The 19,162-nt window shown below is 63.0% G+C and carries 17 protein-coding genes; 11 read left to right on the plus strand and 6 right to left on the minus strand.

The window, feature by feature from the left end; all coding sequences use genetic code 11:
* On the minus strand, positions 1–1,304 hold a 1,304-nt coding region (pcnB, locus tag ACHHTY_RS10145), incomplete at its 3' end, for a polynucleotide adenylyltransferase PcnB (RefSeq protein WP_395494016.1).
* A 46-nt stretch (positions 1,305–1,350) separates the two neighbouring features.
* Complete coding sequence (locus ACHHTY_RS10150; RefSeq protein WP_395494017.1) at positions 1,351–2,319, minus strand: NAD(P)H-dependent flavin oxidoreductase; 969 nt, start codon at positions 2,317–2,319, stop codon at positions 1,351–1,353.
* 369 nt (positions 2,320–2,688) lie between these two features.
* Here ACHHTY_RS10150 and ACHHTY_RS10155 point away from each other — a divergent pair, with 369 nt between their 5' ends.
* The 4 genes from ACHHTY_RS10155 (at position 2,689) to ACHHTY_RS10170 (ending at position 6,747) form a co-directional block, all read left to right on the plus strand.
* Positions 2,689–3,651 carry a GGDEF domain-containing response regulator gene (locus tag ACHHTY_RS10155; RefSeq protein WP_395494018.1) on the plus strand — a complete coding sequence of 321 codons (963 nt, stop codon included), beginning with the start codon at positions 2,689–2,691 and terminating at the stop codon, positions 3,649–3,651.
* A 130-nt stretch (positions 3,652–3,781) separates the two neighbouring features.
* Positions 3,782–5,491, plus strand: a complete 1,710-nt coding sequence (locus ACHHTY_RS10160) for a 30S ribosomal protein S1 (protein WP_395494019.1) — start codon at positions 3,782–3,784, stop codon at positions 5,489–5,491.
* Positions 5,492–5,517: 26 nt separating this feature from the next.
* Positions 5,518–6,450, plus strand: a complete 933-nt coding sequence (gene sppA, locus ACHHTY_RS10165) for a signal peptide peptidase SppA (protein WP_395494020.1) — start codon at positions 5,518–5,520, stop codon at positions 6,448–6,450.
* Between the two features lie 18 nt (positions 6,451–6,468).
* Positions 6,469–6,747: an HU family DNA-binding protein gene (locus ACHHTY_RS10170; RefSeq protein ID WP_395494021.1), complete on the plus strand. Its 279-nt coding sequence runs from the start codon at positions 6,469–6,471 to the stop codon at positions 6,745–6,747.
* A gap of 162 nt (positions 6,748–6,909) precedes the next feature.
* On the opposite strand, the gene ACHHTY_RS10175 is transcribed toward ACHHTY_RS10170, so the two are convergent.
* Positions 6,910–7,530, minus strand: a complete 621-nt coding sequence (locus ACHHTY_RS10175; RefSeq protein ID WP_395494022.1) for an L-threonylcarbamoyladenylate synthase — start codon at positions 7,528–7,530, stop codon at positions 6,910–6,912.
* A 148-nt stretch (positions 7,531–7,678) separates the two neighbouring features.
* On the opposite strand from ACHHTY_RS10175, the gene guaB reads away from it, so the two are divergent.
* Both guaB and guaA read left to right on the plus strand, forming a co-directional pair.
* Positions 7,679–9,139: an IMP dehydrogenase gene (gene guaB / locus ACHHTY_RS10180; RefSeq protein ID WP_395494023.1), complete on the plus strand. Its 1,461-nt coding sequence runs from the start codon at positions 7,679–7,681 to the stop codon at positions 9,137–9,139.
* A gap of 151 nt (positions 9,140–9,290) precedes the next feature.
* Positions 9,291–10,847 carry a glutamine-hydrolyzing GMP synthase gene (gene guaA / locus ACHHTY_RS10185; RefSeq protein WP_395494024.1) on the plus strand — a complete coding sequence of 519 codons (1,557 nt, stop codon included), beginning with the start codon at positions 9,291–9,293 and terminating at the stop codon, positions 10,845–10,847.
* A gap of 225 nt (positions 10,848–11,072) precedes the next feature.
* On the opposite strand, the gene ACHHTY_RS10190 is transcribed toward guaA, so the two are convergent.
* Positions 11,073–11,627: a CvpA family protein gene (locus ACHHTY_RS10190; protein ID WP_395494026.1), complete on the minus strand. Its 555-nt coding sequence runs from the start codon at positions 11,625–11,627 to the stop codon at positions 11,073–11,075.
* A 158-nt stretch (positions 11,628–11,785) separates the two neighbouring features.
* On the opposite strand from ACHHTY_RS10190, the gene ACHHTY_RS10195 reads away from it, so the two are divergent.
* The 5 genes from ACHHTY_RS10195 to ACHHTY_RS10215 all read left to right on the plus strand — a co-directional run bounded on the left by ACHHTY_RS10195 (position 11,786) and on the right by ACHHTY_RS10215 (position 16,046).
* A complete protein-coding gene (locus ACHHTY_RS10195) occupies positions 11,786–12,469 on the plus strand; it encodes a Crp/Fnr family transcriptional regulator (protein WP_395494033.1) in 684 nt (227 codons plus the stop codon).
* A gap of 311 nt (positions 12,470–12,780) precedes the next feature.
* The gene (locus tag ACHHTY_RS10200) at positions 12,781–13,359 is read left to right on the plus strand and encodes a manganese efflux pump MntP (protein ID WP_395494027.1); all 579 of its coding nucleotides are present in this window, start codon (positions 12,781–12,783) and stop codon (positions 13,357–13,359) included.
* A 273-nt stretch (positions 13,360–13,632) separates the two neighbouring features.
* Complete coding sequence (gene thiC / locus ACHHTY_RS10205) at positions 13,633–14,943, plus strand: phosphomethylpyrimidine synthase ThiC (protein WP_395494028.1); 1,311 nt, start codon at positions 13,633–13,635, stop codon at positions 14,941–14,943.
* A gap of 24 nt (positions 14,944–14,967) precedes the next feature.
* On the plus strand, positions 14,968–15,297 hold the full coding sequence (locus ACHHTY_RS10210; protein ID WP_395494029.1) for a hypothetical protein: 330 nt from the start codon (positions 14,968–14,970) through the stop codon (positions 15,295–15,297).
* A gap of 32 nt (positions 15,298–15,329) precedes the next feature.
* On the plus strand, positions 15,330–16,046 hold the full coding sequence (locus tag ACHHTY_RS10215; protein WP_395494030.1) for an endonuclease III domain-containing protein: 717 nt from the start codon (positions 15,330–15,332) through the stop codon (positions 16,044–16,046).
* Between the two features lie 309 nt (positions 16,047–16,355).
* On the opposite strand, the gene ACHHTY_RS10220 is transcribed toward ACHHTY_RS10215, so the two are convergent.
* Positions 16,356–17,159: an RNA methyltransferase gene (locus tag ACHHTY_RS10220; RefSeq protein ID WP_395494031.1), complete on the minus strand. Its 804-nt coding sequence runs from the start codon at positions 17,157–17,159 to the stop codon at positions 16,356–16,358.
* An 81-nt stretch (positions 17,160–17,240) separates the two neighbouring features.
* Positions 17,241–19,162 (minus strand): ribonuclease R (gene rnr, locus ACHHTY_RS10225; RefSeq protein ID WP_395494032.1); only part of this gene is annotated, 1,922 nt, incomplete at its 5' end.

The raw sequence follows: 19,162 nt of genomic DNA on the forward strand, positions 1-19,162 counted from the left end.
GCAACGCGGTGGTTTTTGGGTTTGGCCAGGGGCGGCGCCGCGGCCACCTCGGCAATGCTGGCCGGCAACTCGCCGCCTGCGATGGCGGCCAGGTACAACTCGTAAAAGGCCTGGCAGCGGGGGAAATAGCCCTTGCGGACCAGCCAGCGGGGCCACTGGGGCTCCTTCTGGCCGGCCGCCGCTGCCGGCTCGGCGCCATGGGCCAGCAGCAAGGGCAGGTTGGCCAGCAGTACCGCCAGGGCTTCCTTGGTATGGCGCTTGATGTTGAGGGGGACCAGGATATCGTCCAGATCGTTGCGCAACTGCCGGGAAAAACGATAGGCCGCGGCCCGGTCGGGGCGGCTGGCCAAAAGCTGGAACCGGGCTTCGGCCCAGGGCAGCAGCAGCAGGGCGAAGATAATCTCCTCGGTGGGGGTTTTACCGGCGGCCACGGCCCGGTCCACCACGGTGAGCAGTTGGAAAAGCAGCTCGGTCAACGGGGTCGGCCGGACGATCTTTTGCAAATCGGGCTGGTCGGGGTCGGGCTCGGGCAGCACCTGCCGATAAAAGGGAAACAGGCGGGAGAAAATCCCGCTGGCCAAGGCCAGTTCGGCCCAGGTTCGGCTGGCCCCGGCCTGGAGATCCTTGAACAACTCGTCGCGCAGGCGGGAGTCCGGGCACAGGCTCAGCTTGTCGACATGGCGCCGGATGGCCCGCCAGGTTTCCTCCTCGATGGTGAATCCGGCCCGGGCGGCGTGGCGGATGGCCCGCAGCATCCGGACCGGATCGCCGATCAGGCGGCGATCGGGATCCCCCACCAGGCGGACCAGGCGCCGGCGCAGATCCTCGACCCCGCCGGTGTAATCGATGACGCTGAAGTTTTCAATCTCGTAAAAGAGGGCGTTGATCGTCAGGTCGCGGCGGAAGGCATCCTCGGCGGGATCGCCGAAGGTGTTGTCCGAGGCCAGGGTGGCGACTTCGCCGCCGTTTAGTTCGAACTCGCTGCGGCAGCGGAAGGTGGAGACCTCGATGATCTTGCCGCCGGGGAAGAAGACCTGGACCAGGCGAAAGCGCCGGCCGATGATCCGGCTGTTGCGGAACACCTTCCGCAGCTCGCCGGGCTTGGCGTCGGTGCTGATATCGAAATCCTTGGGGGTTTTGCCCAGCAGCAGATCGCGGACCCCACCGCCCACCAGGTAGGCCCGAAAGCCTTCATCCCGCAGGCGGTGCATGACCTTGAGGGCCTCGCGATCGATCCTGGCGCGGGATATGGGGTGGTCTGAACGGGGAATTACGCGGGGTTCGGAGGCAACGGGTTCGGTCATATCGGCTTGGCGGAAAAAAGGAGGCAAGACGCGCGTCCTCCGGCAACTATCCTTGCTCCTTGTAAACTGATTCAGCCTGGCTGACAAACTGGTCGAAAACTTCCCGCACCGTCAGAATTTCCTTCATCTTCCAGACATTTTCCCCGGAGAAGAAAAGGCCCTCCTCCAGGTCGCCATCGTGGGCCTTCTGCAGCCGTTCGCTGATGCAGTAGAAATGATCGCACTTTTTCAGGCACTTGAAGCGGCACTCCTTGGCCTTCAGCTCTTCCTTGGCGGCCAGGCGCTCGACGAAAGAGGTCTTGATGGCCCGGCCGGGCAGGCCCACCGGCGAGCGGATCAGGGTGACGTCCTCGGCCTGGGCCTTGAGCAGGGCCTGCTTGAAGTTGTCAGCCACCGAGCACTCCTCGGTGAGGACGAACCGGGTGGCGATCTGGACTCCGTCGGCCCCGTATTTATCCATCATTTCGGCCATCTCGTAGCCGTTGGTGATTCCGCCGGCGGCAATCAGGGGCACCTTTTTGACCACCTTGCGGATCTCGGGAAAAAGATCCCGCAGGGCCTGGTCGGTGCCGAGATGCCCCCCGGCCTCCTTGGCCTCCACCACGATGGCCGCCGCACCCAGTTTTTCCGCCAGGCGGGCGAAGGCCGGCGAGGAAACGATGGAAACGATGGGGGTCTTGGTCTCTTGGCCAATCTTGAAAATATCCCGGGAAAAACCGGCCCCGGTAATGATCATGTCCACCCCCGCCTCGATGGAGCCCATGACCAGGTTGTAGAAATTCTTCATGGCGAACATGATGTTCACCGCGATGATCCCGTCGGTCTCGCTCTTGGCCTTGCGGATATCGGCCTGCAGTTCCTCCACCGGCAGGCCGGAGCCGCCGATGGTGCCGATCCCGCCGCACTGGGCGACGGGAACCGCCAGGGCGGAAGTGGAAACACGAATGGACATACCCCCCTGGATCAGGGGAACCGGCGCCGTATAGGGGCCAATGGTAAGGGAAGGAAGTTTCATCTTGGGGAGCTGCTCCGGCTTGCTGTTATGCTTTCAATATCACGCGGCCGTGAAAATATTTCCGCGGAAAAAAGATTATCTGTTTGCCACCGCAAACAGCTTATGCTTCAATATCCAAACAGAAACGCGTTTTGCCTGGCCGGGTCAGTCGCGGGACCGCCGCCGCCGGGACTACGGACATCCGGGCGCAAGTTGAACTGACTCTTATGATAAAAAGCCCAAAAAGGCAATGATTTTTCGCCGCCCGGGCCAAATTGGCAAGTGTTGACGCGCTACGGAAAAACACCGGGCCATGGCTGAACCGCCGGCGGCGAAATACCACCGGCATGGCATTGCTGGCCCGGACTTCACCGCCAGGGAGCATCCTGAATGCATCAGGCATTTTTGCCGGAAGAGCCGGACCCCGCATCGCCGACCAAGATTCTGGCCGTCGACGACGATCCTCAAATCCTCAAGCTGCTCGAGTCATCGATAGTCTCCTTCGGCTTTCAATGCGTTACCGCCCGCAACGGCCGCGAAGCCCTGGAGGAACTCAAGCGGGGCGGCATCTCCATCGTCCTCACCGACATGACCATGCCCGAGATGGACGGCATCGCCCTGCTCAAGGAAGCCAAGAATCTCTATCCCCGCCTCGATGTAATCATCATCACCGGCTATGCCGAAAGGTTCAGCTATACCGACGTGATCCGGGCCGGGGCCTGCGATTTCATCACCAAACCGTTCAACATCGACGAGTTGGAAGCCAAGCTGAGAAGGGCCCTGCGCGAGCAGGAACTGGTCCGCAAGCTCGAGCAGCTTTCCATGTGCGACTCTCTGACCGGGCTTTACAACCGGCGCGGCTTCGAGGCCAAGCTGCGGGAGGAAATACCCCGGGCCCACCGCCAGGAATATCCGATTTTCGTAGCCATCATCGATACCGACAAGTTCAAGATCTACAACGACCAATTCGGTCACCAGGCCGGCGACGAGGTTCTCAAGGCCATCGGCCGGCTGCTGCTGGACAACACCCGGGAGAACGTCGATCACTGCTGCCGCCATGGCGGCGACGAATTCGCCATCATCCTGCCCTATACCAACGATGAGCAGGCGGTGGCGGTGGCCCGGCGGATCCTCGAGCATTACCGGCGCAACCCCTTCGGCACCACCTCCCTGAGCATCGGCCTGGCCCGCTTCATCCGCCGGCCGATCTACTCCTGGGACGACGACATCGACCATCTGGTGAACCGGGCCGACCAGGCCATGTACCGGGCCAAGCAGGCCGGCGGCGACCGGATTCACTGCGACATGGCGCTCTGCCAAAGCAGCTCGCAAGACGGCTGCACCTGCGCCTGAACCCCCGGTTTTTCCCGCCTTCCGCCCCGATTCTCCGCCCCTTTCTGGCCCGACAAAATAATTTGTATTTCTTCCCCGCCTCTGGTATATAACCCCATCGTATTTCCATAATTTAAGGAGGATCGTCGACATGGGAAACAGCACAGACACAACAACAACCACTGGTGGTGAAAGCTTCGCTGATCTGTTTGAGCAGAGCATCCGGGTGGCGGATGTGGGCGAAGTGGTCAAGGGCGAGGTAATCGCCGTAGGCAAGGATCATGTCCTCGTGGACATCGGGGACAAGGCGGAAGGCGAAATCGACATCAGCGAATTCCGTAACGAAGAGGGTCAGATCGACGTTAAGATCGGCGACACCTTTGAAGTTTTTGTTGAAAAACGCGAGCCGGAAGGCGGACTCAAGCTTTCCCGCGAACGGGCCATCGGCATCAAGGTCTGGGAAGAGATTGCCCGCATCCAGGAGGCCGACAGCACCATCAGCGGCCGCATCGACAGCCGGGTCAAGGGCGGCCTTTCCGTGGACATCGGCGTGCCGGCCTTTCTGCCCTACTCCCAGATCGATCTGCGGCCGGTGCGCGATCTCGACGCCATGATCGGCCAGACCTTCGATTTCAAGGTGCTCAAATACAACCGCCGCCGCAACAACGTGGTCATCTCCCGGCGGGCCATCATGGAAGACGAGCGCAAGAAGCTGCGCGAGGAAATGCGCTCCACTCTTGAGGAAGGCCAGGTCCTCACCGGCTCGGTCACCAATATCACCGATTACGGGGTCTTCGTCGATCTAGGCGGCATGGACGGCCTCTGCCATATCACCGACCTCTCCTGGGGCCGGGTTTCTCATCCCTCCAAGATGTTCAAGGTGGGCGACGAGATCCAGGTCAAGATCCTCAAATACGATAAAGAAAACGATAAGGTCTCCCTGGGCGTCAAGCAACTCAAGAGCGATCCCTGGGAAACCATTCAGCAGCGCTACCCGGTGGGCGCCAAGATCCCCGGCAAGGTGGTCAGCATCACCGATTACGGCGCTTTTGTCGAACTCGAGGAAGGAGTCGAGGGCCTGGTGCACATCTCCGAGATGTCCTGGTCCAAGAAGTCCCGCCATCCTTCCAAGATCGTGGCCGTTGGCGACGAGGTCGAAGTGGCGGTCCTCAACGTCGATCCGGAAGCCAAGCGGATTTCCCTGGGCATGAAGCAGCTCCAGCCCAACCCCTGGGACATGGTGGCGGATAACTACCCCGTTGGTTCGATCATCGAAGGCAAGATCAAGAATATCACCGATTTCGGGATCTTCATCGGCATCGAGGAAGGCATCGACGGCCTGATCCACGTTTCCGATCTTTCCTGGACCGAGCGGATCAAGCACCCCGGCGAGAAATACGCCAAGGGCGAAACCATCCAGGCCGTGGTCCTCAAGATCGACAAGGAAAACGAGCGCTTCTCGCTGGGCATCAAGCAACTGCAGCCTGATCCCTGGGAAGCGGCGGTGGTAAAATACTCCATCGGCACCAAGGTCAGCGGTAAGATCACCAACGTCACCGACTTCGGCGTCTTCGTCGAGTTGGAGGAAGGCATCGAAGGTTTGATCCATGTCTCCGAGTTGAGCAAGGAGAAGATCGATACTCCGGTGGGCCTCTACAATGTCGGCGATACCCTGGAAGCCCGAGTCATCAATGTTTCGGCCAAGGACCGCAAGATCGGCCTTTCCCTCAAGGCCCTCAGCGAGGAGGGCGAGGCGGCCCGGATCGAGGAGTTCAAGCAGAAACAGGCCAAGAGCGGCCCCTCCACCCTGGGCGACCTGCTCAAGGAGGAGATGGAGAACCGGGACAAGAATGAATCCTGAACCGGCTGCCGGGACAGGTACTGATCATGGGTGAACAAAGCTCACTGCGCCGCAGACATCCTCTGCTCAGCGGCTGCCTGATTTTGCTGGTGGTCGGCCTGCTCTTCTGGGCCGGGGTGAGCTTTTTGCTCGGTTCGCTGCTGCGCTCCGACTCCTCGGAGCTCTTCGGCTCCGGCACCCGCAAGGAGGGGGTCGGGGTCATCGAGGTCCGGGGGGTAATCAGTTCCGCCGACCAGATCGTGGCCCAGCTCACCGAGTTTCGCAACCAGGAGCGGATCAAGGCCATCGTCCTGCGGATCGACAGCCCCGGCGGCGCGGTGGGGGCCTCCCAGGAGCTCTACAGCGAAGTTCAGCGCACCAACGCCATTAAGCCGGTGGTGGCCTCGATGGGTTCGGTGGCGGCCTCCGGCGGGCTTTACGCGGCTTTGGGGGCGGAAAAGATCGTCGCCAATCCCGGCACCCTTACCGGCAGCATCGGGGTTATCATCAAGTTCGTCAACCTCGAGGAGCTGCTGGAAAAAATCGGCTACCGGACGGAAACCATCAAGAGCGGGGCCCTCAAGGACATCGGCGCTCCCGACCGGACCATGAGCCCGGAAGAACGGGCCATGCTCCAGGAGATGATCAGCGGGGTCCACGACCAGTTCGTGGCCGCCGTGGCCGCCAGCCGGAACCTGCCCGAAGAGACGGTGCGGGAATTCGCCGACGGCCGGATTTTCTCCGGAACCAAGGCCCGGGAGATGGAATTGATCGATGAGCTGGGCAATCTCAACGACGCCGCCCTGCTCGCCGCCGAGCTGGCCGGGCTGGACCCGGAAGTGGTGCCGCACTTGATCTATCCGCCGCGGCGTGATTTTTCCCTGCTCGCGCTGCTCCTGGGCAGCAAGGCGGAAACGCGCCTGACCTCGCCGCTTAACATAACCCCGGTTCTGGCTTATGAATGGACCATTTCACCATAACTCGTAAGGAAGAAGACTATGCTTAAACGGGATCTCATCAATGCTGTTGCCGAAGAAATGCCGGGTTTTCTGAAAAAGGATCTGAACCAGGCCGTGGACATCATGCTGGAAAGCATCCTCCAGGCCCTGGAAGAGAAGCGGCGGGTGGAAATCCGCGGTTTCGGCAGCTTTTCGGTGCGGGAGCGTAAGGCCCGCACCACCAAGAATCCCCGGACCGGCAAGGTAATGCACATCCCGCCCCGCAAGAACGTCCACTTCACGATGAGCAAATCCCTCAAGGACGGCCTCATCGATTAGGCAACGCCTGGTGGCGACACCGCGGCTGCACGCGCTCGGAACCGGCGGCATACTTGGGTATAGCCGCCGGTCTTGCTTGGAGCAGGCCGCGCCGCCCCCGGAAGTTGAGCGGAATCAGCAGTGCCGTCTTATCGCCTGCCCCGGCCAAGCTGGCCGGCCGGGCTACAGGCCCAGGTCTTCCAGCTTGCCTTTGCCCGGGCGCAGAACGATCAGCTCATCATCTTCGAGGGCGATCACGGTGGAAGGGGCCGAATGGGCCAGGGGGCCGCTGTCGATGATAATATCCACCTGTTTGCCATAACGCTCTTCCACTTCATGGGCGTGGATCAGCATCGGAAAATCGGGATCATCGGGCGTGGCGCTGGTGGTCAGAATCGGGTTGCCCAGCCCGTGGACCAAATCCATGCAGATCTGGTGCTCGGGCACCCTGATCCCCACGGTTTTCTGCCGGGTCATCATGATTTTGGGCACCAGCTTGGTCGCCACCATGACAAAGGTGTAGGGCCCGGGCAGACATTTCCGCATCACCCGATAGCCGGTATTGGAAACATGGGCGTAAGTACTGACGTCCTTGAGATCGGCGCAGATGAAGCTGAAGGGCTTTGACAGCGGCCGCTGCTTGATCTGGTAGATCCGCTTCACCGCCTTCTGGTTGAAAATATCGCAGCCAATACCATAAACCGTGTCGGTGGGGTAACAGATCACCGCGCCATGGCGCAGGGCATCGACCACCTGCTTGATCAGACGCGGTTGCGGATTGTCGGGGTTGATTTCCAGCAGCAAGGCTCTTCCTCCCTGGTTAGTGCATCAAGGACGGCCATACTAGCCCATCGGCGCCCGGCTCGCAAAAAGAAAATTTACCGCCGGCCGCAAAGCGGTTAGAATAAAATATTTATCACCCAGCCCCTTTCCACCCCCAAGGAGCCAGACTATGCCGCTTGACAACCTGGAAACCGCTTATACTTTCGACGATCTGCTGCTGGTCCCAGCCGCCTCCGAGGTTCTGCCCTCGGCCGTCGATCTTTCCACCCGCCTGACCCGCGCCATCAAACTGCAAATTCCCCTGGTCAGCGCCGCCATGGACTCGGTGACCGAACACCGCACCGCCATTACCATGGCCCGGGAGGGCGGTATCGGCATCATTCACAAGAACATGGCCATCGGGGAGCAGATCCGGGAGGTCCGCAAGGTCAAGAAGTCCGAATCGGGGATGATCGTCGATCCGGTCACGGTGGAAGAGGAGCGGACCGTGCGCGAGGTCAACGAACTGATGAGCTACTACCAGATCTCCGGAATGCCGGTCCTGCGCGGCGACAAGCTGGTGGGGATCGTCACCAACCGCGACCTGCGCTTCGTCACCGACGAGAACCTCAAGGTCCGGGACGTGATGACCAGCAAGAACCTGGTTACCGCCCGGCCCGGCATCACTTTGGAGCAGTCCAAGGCCCTCCTCCACGAGCACCGGATCGAAAAACTGCTGGTGGTGGACGAAAAAGGCGGCCTCCAGGGTCTGATTACCATCAAGGACATCGAAAAAATCCGCCGCTACCCCGACGCGGCCAAGGATGACCTGGGCCGCCTGCGGGTCGGGGCCGCCATCGGGGTCAACACCCCCCTCAACGACGTCGAGCTGCTGATGGCCGCCGGGGTGGATATCGTGGTGCTGGATTCGGCCCACGGCCATTCCCGGAATATCATCGACGCCCTGGTCCGGATCAAGAGCACCTTTCCCCAACTGCCGGTGATCGCCGGCAACGTGGCCACCGCCGAAGGCACCGAGGCCCTGATCAAGGCCGGGGCCGACTGCGTCAAGGTCGGGGTGGGCCCGGGCTCGATCTGCACCACCCGGATCGTCGCCGGAGTCGGGGTGCCCCAGCTTACGGCGATCCACAACTGCGCCCGGGTCGCCGACCAGTATGATGTGCCGATCATCGCCGACGGCGGCATCAAGTATTCCGGCGAGATCACCAAGGCCCTCGGCATCGGGGCCAGCGCAATCATGATCGGCAGCCTGTTCGCCGGCACCGACGAGGCCCCCGGCGAAACCTTCCTCTACCAGGGCCGGACCTACAAGGGCTACCGCGGCATGGGCTCCCTGGGCGCCATGCAGAAGGGCAGCAGCGACCGTTACTTCCAGGACAACGCCGAAAGCCAGGCCAAGCTGGTGCCGGAAGGGATCGAAGGCAAGGTGCCCTACCGCGGTCCCTTGGCCAACATGATCTATCAGCTCATGGGCGGGCTGCGTTCCGGCATGGGTTACGTGGGCGCGGCCAGCGTCAGCGAACTGCGCGGCAAGGCCCGCTTTGTCCGCATCACCCAGGCCGGGCTCAAGGAAAGTCATGTCCATGACGTGATTATCACGAAAGAGGCCCCCAACTACCGCCTCGGCTAGGTAAACATTCTCCAGCACCACATCTTCGGGCGATCGGCCCGGCTTGCGTAGCGCTGCTACGCGGCGCCGGACCGCTTGCCCGAATCTGCGGCACTGGAGAAAGTTTACCGCCTCACCCATGTCAATTTTTTTCAGTCAAGTCAGGAAGGCCATGGATATTCATAGTGAGAAGATTCTGATTCTGGATTTTGGGTCGCAGTATACTCAGTTGATCGCTCGGCGGGTGCGGGAGGCGCATGTCTACTGCGAGCTGCATCCCCATGACATGGGGATCGCGGCGATTCGCGAGTTTGCGCCCAAGGGGATCATTCTCTCCGGCGGGCCCAAGTCGGTTTACGAGGAGGGGGCCCCGGACCTGGACGAGGATCTGCTGGAGCTGGGGGTGCCGGTGCTGGGCATCTGCTACGGCATGCAGGTCATGGCCCGCCATTTCGGGGGCGAGGTGGTGCCGGCCGGCAAGCGGGAATACGGCCACGCCGAAATAGAGCTGACCGGAAAGGCCGGGCCCCTCTTCGACGGCTTTTTCGTCGAGGACAAGAGCCCGGTCTGGATGAGCCATGGTGACCATATCGCCCGGCTGCCCGAAGGCTTCTCGGTGGTGGCGGCCACCGCCAACGCCCCGGTGGCGGCGATCCAGGATCCCGCCCGCCAGCTCTACGGGGTGCAGTTTCATCCCGAGGTCAACCATACCCCCCGGGGCGAAATCCTGATCGCTTCCTTCGTCCGCAAGATCTGCGGCTGCCACGGCCACTGGACTCCCGGCCAGATCATCGAGGACGCCGTGGCCCGGATCAAAGGCCAGGTGGGCAGCGACCAGGTGATTCTCGGTCTTTCCGGCGGGGTCGATTCCTCGGTGGCCGCCGCCCTGATCCACCGGGCTATCGGCGATCAGCTCAACTGCGTCTTCGTCGATACCGGCCTGCTGCGGCTGGGCGAGGGCGACCAGGTCATGGCCACCTTCGCCGAAAACATGGGGGTCAAGGTAGTCCGGGTCGATGCCGAGGAGCGTTTTCTTACCGCCCTGGCCGGAGTTGCCGACCCGGAACGCAAACGCAAGATCATCGGCAACCTCTTCATCGACATTTTCGAAGAGGCCGCCGCCCGCCTTGAAGGGGCCCGCTGGCTGGCCCAGGGCACCATCTATCCCGACGTGATCGAATCGGCCGGCGGCAAGACCGGCAAGGCCCAGAACATCAAAAGCCACCACAACGTCGGCGGGCTGCCCGATTACATGAAACTGGAGCTGCTGGAACCCCTGCGCGAACTCTTCAAGGACGAAGTCCGGGCCATCGGCGACGAGCTGGGCCTACCCCGGCAGATGGTCTGGCGCCATCCCTTCCCCGGCCCCGGCCTCGGGGTGCGGATCCTGGGCGAGGTCAAAAAGGAATACGCCGACATTCTCCGCCAGGCCGACGCCATCTACATCGATGAACTCTACCAGAGCGAGTGGTACGACAAGATCAGCCAGGCCTTTGCCGTCTTTCTGCCGGTGAGAAGCGTCGGGGTCATGGGCGACGGCCGGACCTACGAGCACGTCGTGGCCCTGCGGGCGGTGGAAACCAAGGATTTCATGACCGCCGGCTGGTCCCAGCTGCCCTACGAACTGCTGAGCCGGATTTCCAGCCGGATTATCAACGAAGTGCGCGGGGTTAACCGGGTGGTTTACGATATTTCGTCCAAGCCCCCCAGCACCATCGAATGGGAGTAAAAGTGCGCTGGGCGGCGCATCTTGGGGCGATCAGGTCCTGGGCATACTCAGGTATAGCCTGCGGACCTGCTTGTCCCAACCTGCGGTGCCCAGCTGAATTTTACTTACGTGGTGACACCGCGGCTGGGGGGTTTTCAGGTCCGGCGGCATACTCGGGGATAGCCTTTGGAACTGCTTGCCCCAACCTGCGCGGCCCTGGTCCTGGCGGCTTGCGTCTGGTGCCGGTCAGCGGGAGCTGCCGGGGGGCGGGTCGCCGGGGATCGGCAGGATCGATGAGATGGCGGGTTCGCGGGGGCGGAAAATTTCCAGGTTGTCCTGGTCGCGGACCCAGCCCTGGAGATAGTCGGCCCCGGCTGCCAGGTAGGGCCGGGAATAAGACTGTTCCAGCATCTGGTTGAGCGGGGTGTTGGCCCCGGCCAGCACCAGGTAGCAGATCACCAGCAGCAGGTAGGCCTTGGCGAAGCCGAAAGCCCCGCCCAGCACGCGGTCGAACCAGGGCGCGATGGAAAGCTGGACCAGGCGGCCCAGCACCACCGCCAGGAGCCGGAAGCCCAGGTAGGCGGCCAGCAGCAGCAGCAGGTAGGAGGCCAGAAAGGCCAGGCGGGGGGAAGAAATGTAGGGAGCCAGCAGCGCCTGGAATTCCGGGGCGTAAACTCCGGCCACCACGAATGCCAGCACCAGGGCGATCACCAGGACCAACTGGCCGATAAAGCCCACCCAGATTCCCCAGGTGACGAAAAAAACCACCACCGCGATAACGCCGCCATCAATTACCGTCATAACCCACTCCGGCTCCAATTGGTTGCCCAGTCAGCTGCCCAGTCAGCTGCCCAGTCAGCTGTAAAGATACGACAGCAAATCGTTTTTAAAGGAAAAAAGCAAGGCCATTTTCGCCGCGTCCCGACCGGCCGGCCGCCTCCCCCCAACATGGAGTCATGATGAATATCGCCGCTTTTCTGGCCACCGTCCCCCTCTTCAAAGGCTTGAACCGGGAACAGTACGACGAACTGGCCATGATCGCCACCGACCAGGAGTTCGCCCGGGGCCGCGAGATCTTTGCCGAGGGCGACCCCGGCGACGGCTTCTTCCTGGTGGTGACCGGCCTGGTCAAGATCTACAAGCTTTCCCCGGACGGCAAGGAGCAGATCCTCCATCTTTTCGGCCCCGGCGAACCCTTTGCCGAGGCGGCGGTCTTCCTCGGCTCGAGCTACCCGGCCCACGCCATGGCCCTGGAAAAAAGCCGGGTCCTCTTCCTGCCCCGCCGGGCCTTTATCGAGCTGATCAACCGCTATCCTGAAGTTGCCCTCAACATGCTGGCCGCTCTCTCCCTGCGCCTGAAAAAATTCGCCCAACTGATCGAGGAACTCTCCCTTAAGGAAGTCCCCGGCCGCCTGGCCGCCCACCTGCTCTACCTCAGCCAGCAGCAGCAGGGCCGGGACCAGGTTCTGCTGCCGGTGAGCAAGAACCAACTGGCCGGCCTGCTGGGCACCATTCCCGAAACCCTTTCCCGGATTCTGGGAAAAATGGCCAAGGCCGGGATGATCAGCAGCGACGGGCCCCGGATCACCATTCTCGACCGCCCGGCCCTGGAAGGGCTCGCCACCGGCGAAACCAAACTCTAATGGTAAACGCGCAGGAGCACCGCATCTTCGGGCGATCAGGACCGGCTTGCATAGCGAACTATGCGGCGCCGGCCTGCTTGCCCGAATCTGCGACACTCCTGCGCGTTTACCGGCGAGGCCAAGCTGGTGCCCAAGCGGCGCCGGACCGCTTGCCGCAAGTTGCGGCACTGCCGGTTGTTTGCCCGCGAACCTGGGCCACCATACAGACTGTGCCGCCCGCCGGTGACAAAACAGTGGGGCGGGCGGTTGTTGGCCTGCCAATCCGGGGCCGGGTTGGCAAGACGGGGGCCGGGTTTCGCCGGGGTTAGGGCATGGGAATTATCAGTGTTTTGTTGATTGCCGTGGCTTTGGCCATGGATGCTTTTGCTGTGGCTCTGGCGGCCGGGATGGGGTTGTGCCGGGTTTCCCGGCGCCAGGTTTTTCGGCTGGCCTGGCACTTCGGCTTCTTCCAGGGGGCGATGACCGTGCTGGGCTGGGGGGCGGGCCTGGGCATTCACGCTTACGTCGAGCGTTTCGGGACTCCCCTGGCCGCCGGCCTGCTGGTGCTGGTGGGGGGGCGGATGATCCACGAGGCCTTGAGCGATCACCCCGAACAGGCCCGCAGCCAGGACCCCACCCGGGGCAAAACCCTGGTGATCCTGGCGGTGGCCACCAGCATCGACGCCTTCGCGGTGGGCCTGAGCTTTGCCGTCCTGGCCGAGCCGGTCTGGCTGCCGGCCCTGCTCATCGGGGTGGTGGCCATCCTCTTTACCATCGCCGGCCTGCGCCTGGGCTGCCTGCTGAGCAATACCGCCAACCTGGGCCGCCGGGCGGAAATCATCGGCGGCCTGGTTTTGATCGCCATCGCCGGCCGCCTGCTGATCCAGCAGGGCTACCTGCCCTTCTGGTGATCCGACCCCGGCCGTGCCAACCCGGCCCCGCATCGGCCGGCACCGCAAGCCCAGCCGCCAACCGGGGCGGGCCGGGGCTTGCCGCCGGGAGAGGTTTTGCGTTGACAGGGGCGGAAAAATCCTGGTAAACTCTCCCTTTTTCGGTTCAGAAAACTATTGCGTCGGCCTCCCGCCGGCAAGCGGCCCGGGGCTCGGCATTCCTCAGCAGTCCTGACCGCTCAATTCAAGCGTCCTCCGCCCCAATCGCCGGCGGTCGGGATGGGAGTTTTCAAGATGAGTCTTCGCGAAGACGCCATTAATGGCAAGATCAACCCGATCTTCGAACAGTGCGCCGCCCTCGAAGGGGTCGACGTGGCAACCCTGATGGCCGGAGTAGCCGTCGGCACCATCTGCATTCCCAAGAACGTCCACCACGATTTTCCCCGGATCACCGGGATCGGCGCCGGGCTCAGAACCAAGGTCAACGCCAATATCGGTTCTTCCAAGGATCATCCCGAACTGGACAACGAACTGCAGAAGCTCTGCGTCTGCCTCAAGGCCGGGGCCGACGCGGTCATGGACCTGAGCATGGGCGGGGAAATCAGCGCCATCCGCCGCGAAATTCTCAAGAACTGCCCGATTCCCCTGGGAACGGTGCCCATTTACCAGAGCATCGCCCAGTTTGTCGAAAAGGAGAAAAAGAAGATCGGCGAGGTCAGCGTCGACCATATCTTCCAGACCATCGAAGAGCAGGCCAAAGACGGGGTGGACTTCATGACCGTCCACTGCGGGATCACCCGCGACACCCTGAAGCGGATCGACAACCATCCCCGCCTGCTGGGAGTGGTCAGCCGGGGCGGCTCCTTCACCATCGAGTGGATGAGCCACAACAACCGGGAAAACCCGCTCTACGAGCACTTCGACGACCTGCTGGCCATCCTCAAGGAGCATGAGGTGACCCTGAGCCTGGGCGACGGCATTCGCCCCGGCTGCCTGGCCGACGCCACCGACCGGGGCCAGGTCCAGGAGCTGATCCACCTCGGCGAGCTGACCCAGCGGGCCTGGGAGGCCGGGGTCCAGGTGATGATCGAAGGGCCGGGCCACATGCCTCTGAACCAGATCGAGGCCAACGTGCTGCTGCAGAAGCGGCTTTGCCACAACGCCCCCTTCTACGTCCTGGGGCCGCTGGTCACCGACATCGCCCCCGGTTACGACCATATCACCGGGGCCATCGGCGGGGCCATCGCCGCTTCGGCCGGGGCCGATTTTCTCTGCTACGTCACCCCGGCCGAGCATCTCAAGCTGCCCAGCTCCCAGGATGTCCACGACGGGGTGATCGCCTCGCGGATCGCCGCCCACGCCGCCGACATCGTCAAGGGACTGCCCGGGGCCATGGAACGCGACATCGAAATGGCCAAGCGCCGCTGCGCCCTGGACTGGAAGGGCCAGATCGAACTCTCCATTGACCCGGACAAGGCGCGCCGTTATCGTGAGGAAGGCAACACGTACACCGGTGACGCCTGCAGCATGTGCGGCTCTTTCTGCGCCATCAAGGTTTACAAGCAGGCCAGCCGGACCCGCGAACAAAGAAGCGACGCAAGTTGAATGAAGGTTTGAGGGGGCCTTGCCATGGACATTTTCGGCGCCATCGTTGATTTTATCGCCAACACCAACGTTCCGGACCAGTTCCGGGAGGTGGACGTCAGGGGGCTGTTCACCAACCCCTGGTTCCTGGTGCCTTTTATCGCCTTTATCGGCTACCACTTTTACAAGCAGTCGGTCAACACCCTGGTGATCACCGCCCTGGTCCTGGGCCTGTGGATTTTCTCCGGCAGCCCGATGATGGAGGACCTGGTGGTCGACGGCCACCTGCAACTGAGCAAGGTTCTGCCGGTGGCCGGGGTCGGGGTCCTGGCCCTGGGCATCGCCGTCTACTTCCTCTTCATCCGCAGCGACTGACCCGTCCCCCCGACCAAGGCCCGAGCACGCCCATGACCTCCTCCTCCCTGGCCGCCATCTACGAGCGCCTGCTGGCCTTCTTCGGCCCCCAGCACTGGTGGCCGGGCGAAAGCGCCCTGGAGATCACGGTCGGGGCGGTGCTGACCCAGAACACCGCCTGGAGCAACGTCGAGAAGGCCATCGCCAATCTGCGCGAATTCGACCTCCTGCCCCGCCCCGCCGCCTCCGGCCGGGACCAGGAGTGGCCCCCAGGCGGGCCGCCGGGCCCCAACGAAGAGGAATGCCTGGCCGCCCTGGCCGAACTCCCCCCGGAAATCCTGGCCGCCCACATTCGCCCGGCCGGCTATTACAACCTCAAGGCCCAACGCCTCCACAACCTGCTCCACCATGTCCACCGGGAATACGGCACTCTGGCCGCCTTCCTGGCCCTGCCGACCGATGAGCTGCGGCGCCAACTGCTGGGGGTCAAGGGCATCGGCCCGGAAACCGCCGATTCCATCATCCTCTACGCCGCCAACCAGCCGGTCTTCGTGGTGGATGCCTACACCCACCGGATTTTCAGCCGCCACCACGTGCTGCCGGAGGAAACCGACTACCACGCCATCCAGGAAGCCTTCACCGACGCCCTCCCCGCCGACCCCCAGCTCTACAACGAATACCACGCCCTCATCGTCCGCACCGGCAAAGAATTCTGCCGCAAAACCAACCCCCGCTGCGACCGCTGCCCCCTGGGCCCCCTCCTAACCTAACCCCACCCGGGTCAGCACAGCGCAACCCGAACACCGAATAGCAAAAAAAACGGGTTGGATTCCCGCCGGATCAGTTTGGCTACGCACAGTTCACTATGCCCACCAGGCCCGGGTAAGCGCAGCGCAACCCGGATAAGGAAAAATCTGGTTGGATCCCCGCCGGCAAGGTAAACGCGCAGCAGTGCCGCAGATTGCGACAAGCAGGACGGCGACGCATAGTTCGCTATGCGAGCCGGCCTGATCGTCGCAAGATGTGGTGCTGCTGCGCGTTTTACCGTGATCGACGCAAGATGTGGTGCTGCTGCGTGTTTACCGGTTGTACCAGAGGAACTGCCGGCAGAAGCCCCGAATCACCTTGGCTTCCTTGGCCCGGAGGTCGACCCGGCCGAGCAGGGAACGGACGTTCTTCATCCAGTAGGCCGAGTCTTCGGCCCGCAGGAAGCCGATGCGCTGCAGCACCTCCTCGACATGACCGTACATGGCGTTCATCTCGTGAACGTTGGCCAAGGCCGGGCGATTTTCTTCCCGGTTGGCCGGCCGGGCCTCATGGACCGCGCTGGAGAGTTCGTAGCAGAGAATCGCCACCGCCTGGGCCAGGTTGAGGGAGGAGAAATCGGCGGTGGGAATGGTGGTAAGTTGCTGGCAGAAGTAAAGATCTTCGTTGGTCAGGCCCCGGTCTTCGGGGCCGAAGAGCAGGGCCACCCGGTTGTGGGCCAGAAAGGGCACCGCCTCGCGCATGGCCGCCCGGGGCGGGGGACACATGCCCCGCTGACGGCCCTGGCGGGCCGAGGTGGCGATCACCCGGCCGAAGGGAGCCAGGGCCTCGGCCAGGGTCTCATGGCGTTCGAGCTGGTCGATCAGGCCCGCCGCCTTGTGGGTGGCGGTGCGGAGCATTTTTTCCCGTTCATGCTCCTGGCGGCCCACCACGATCAAACGGGAGATCCCCATGTTCAGGGCTATTCTGGCCGCCGAACCGATATTTTCGGCGAACTTGGGTTCTTTGAGGACCACGGCGGCGTTGGCCAGCAGTTCTTCCGGCCGCCAGGCCGGGGAGGCGGAGGTCGACTCATCGGTCCGGGCCTCGGACCCGCCATAATCAGGATATTCAGCCATCTGTCAAAACCAGGGAAAAAGGAGAGTCTCGGACAAGGGGACAGATTTTAAATCTGTCCCCAACCACGTCAACGGCCGATCTCAGGAAGCAATGACGAAATTGAGGCGCCGCCGCCGCTGGTCGACCTCTTGCAACCGCACCCGGACCAGGTCGCCGATCTGGTAGATTTTACCGGTCCGGCGGCCCAGCAGACGGTGGCTTTTTTCCTCCACCTCGTAATAGTCATCGAGCATTTCGCTCAGGGAAATGGCGCCGCTGAGCATGATTTCCACCAGCTCGACGAAAATACCAAAGGCCCCCACCCCGGAAACCACCGCCTCGAATTCCTCGCCCACCTTGTCGGTCATGTAAAGGGCGGCCAGGCGATCGTTGACGTTGCGCTCGGCATCCACCGCCACCCGCTCGCGCCGGGAAAGCCAGACCCCGGCCTCGGGCACCGAATGGCCGGACGGCAGCAGCGCCCCCTGGCCCTTGACCTTTTTAGCGCTCTTACCGCCCAGCAGGGCGGCCAGGGCCCGGTGGACCAGGAGGTCGGGATAGCGGCGGATGGGCGAGGTAAAATGGGTGTAATGGCTGGCGGCCAGGCCGAAATGGCCGACATTCTCCGGGGAGTAGCGGGCCTGCTGCATCGAGCGCAGCAGCAGGTTGCTGACGATGTACTCCCGGGGAGTGCCCTCGGCCAGCTTCAACACCTGGCCGAACCAGCGGGGCCCGCCGGGGTTGGGGGGGATCTGCAGCCCCATGGCGCTGGCGAATTCGGCGAACTCGGCCACCTTGACCGGGTCGGGATCCTCGTGAATCCGGTAGAGCACTTCGGCCTGGTTTTTTTCCAGGAATTCAGCCACCGCCTCGTTGGCCGCCAGCATGCATTCCTCGATGAGCCTGTGGGCCACGTTGCGCTCGCTGCGGCGGATCCGGTCCACCTGGCCTTCCTCGTCGAGGTGGATATCGGCCTCGGGAATTTCAAAGCCGATGCTGCCCCGCTCCATCCGCACCTCGTTGAGCCGGGCCGCCAGTTGCTGCAGCAGGCCGAGATCGGCCAGCACATCGGCATAGCGGCGGCTCAGCTCGGGATCGCCATCTTCCAGCATGGCCCGGACCTGGCCGTAGGTCAAGCGGTGGCGGCTTTTAATCAGACTGCGCTGAAAAGCGGCGTGACGCCGCCGCCCCTGCTGGTCGAAATCGATGATGGCGGTGAAGGTGCAGCGATCCACCCCCGGCATCAGGCTGCAGAGGTCGTTGGAAAGCCGTTCCGGCAGCATCGGCAGCACCCGGCCGGGAAAATAAACGCTGGTGCCCCGGGCGTAGGCCTCCTCATCCAGCAGGGTGCCGGGCCGGACATAGTGGCTGACGTCGGCAATGGCGACATAAAGGCGAAAACCTTTGGCCAGGGGCTCCACCGCCACCGCGTCGTCAAAGTCGCGGGCGTCCTCTCCGTCGATGGTGACAAAGGGGATCTGGCGCAAATCCTGGCGCTCCTTGGTCAGGCGCACCCGGGCATCGAGGCCGTCGGCCTCGGCCAGCAGCTCGGCGCTGAAACGGTGCGACAGCTCAAAGCCGCGGATGGCCATCTCGGTCTGCACCCGGGCATCGGCGGGATCGCCGAGAACCTCCAGGACCTTGCCTTCGGGATTGCCCTGGTCGCGGAATTTCTCGATCTCGGCATAAACCACCTCACCGGTGCGGGCCCCCTGGCTGCGGGCCCGCTTGACCACGATCTTGTAGGGCAGGCGCTCATCCTCCGGCTCCACCAGGCCGGTGCTCTTGCCGGCGACATAAAAGCCCACCACCCGGGTAATGCCCCGCTGGAGCACCTCCAGGACCTTGCCCTCGGCCCGGTCGCCGCTCTGCTTGACCACCCGGACCAGGACCCGGTCGCCATGGACCGCCCCGCCCAAAGCATCGCCGGGGGGCAGAAAAATATCCTTTTTGAATTGAGCCGCCTCGGCGGGATCGGCCAGCATGGCGAAGCCGAAGCCCCGCTGGTGCATGCTGACCACCG

Source organism: Desulfurivibrio nitratireducens, from assembly GCF_044068515.1.
Taxonomy (GTDB): domain Bacteria; phylum Desulfobacterota; class Desulfobulbia; order Desulfobulbales; family Desulfurivibrionaceae; genus Desulfurivibrio.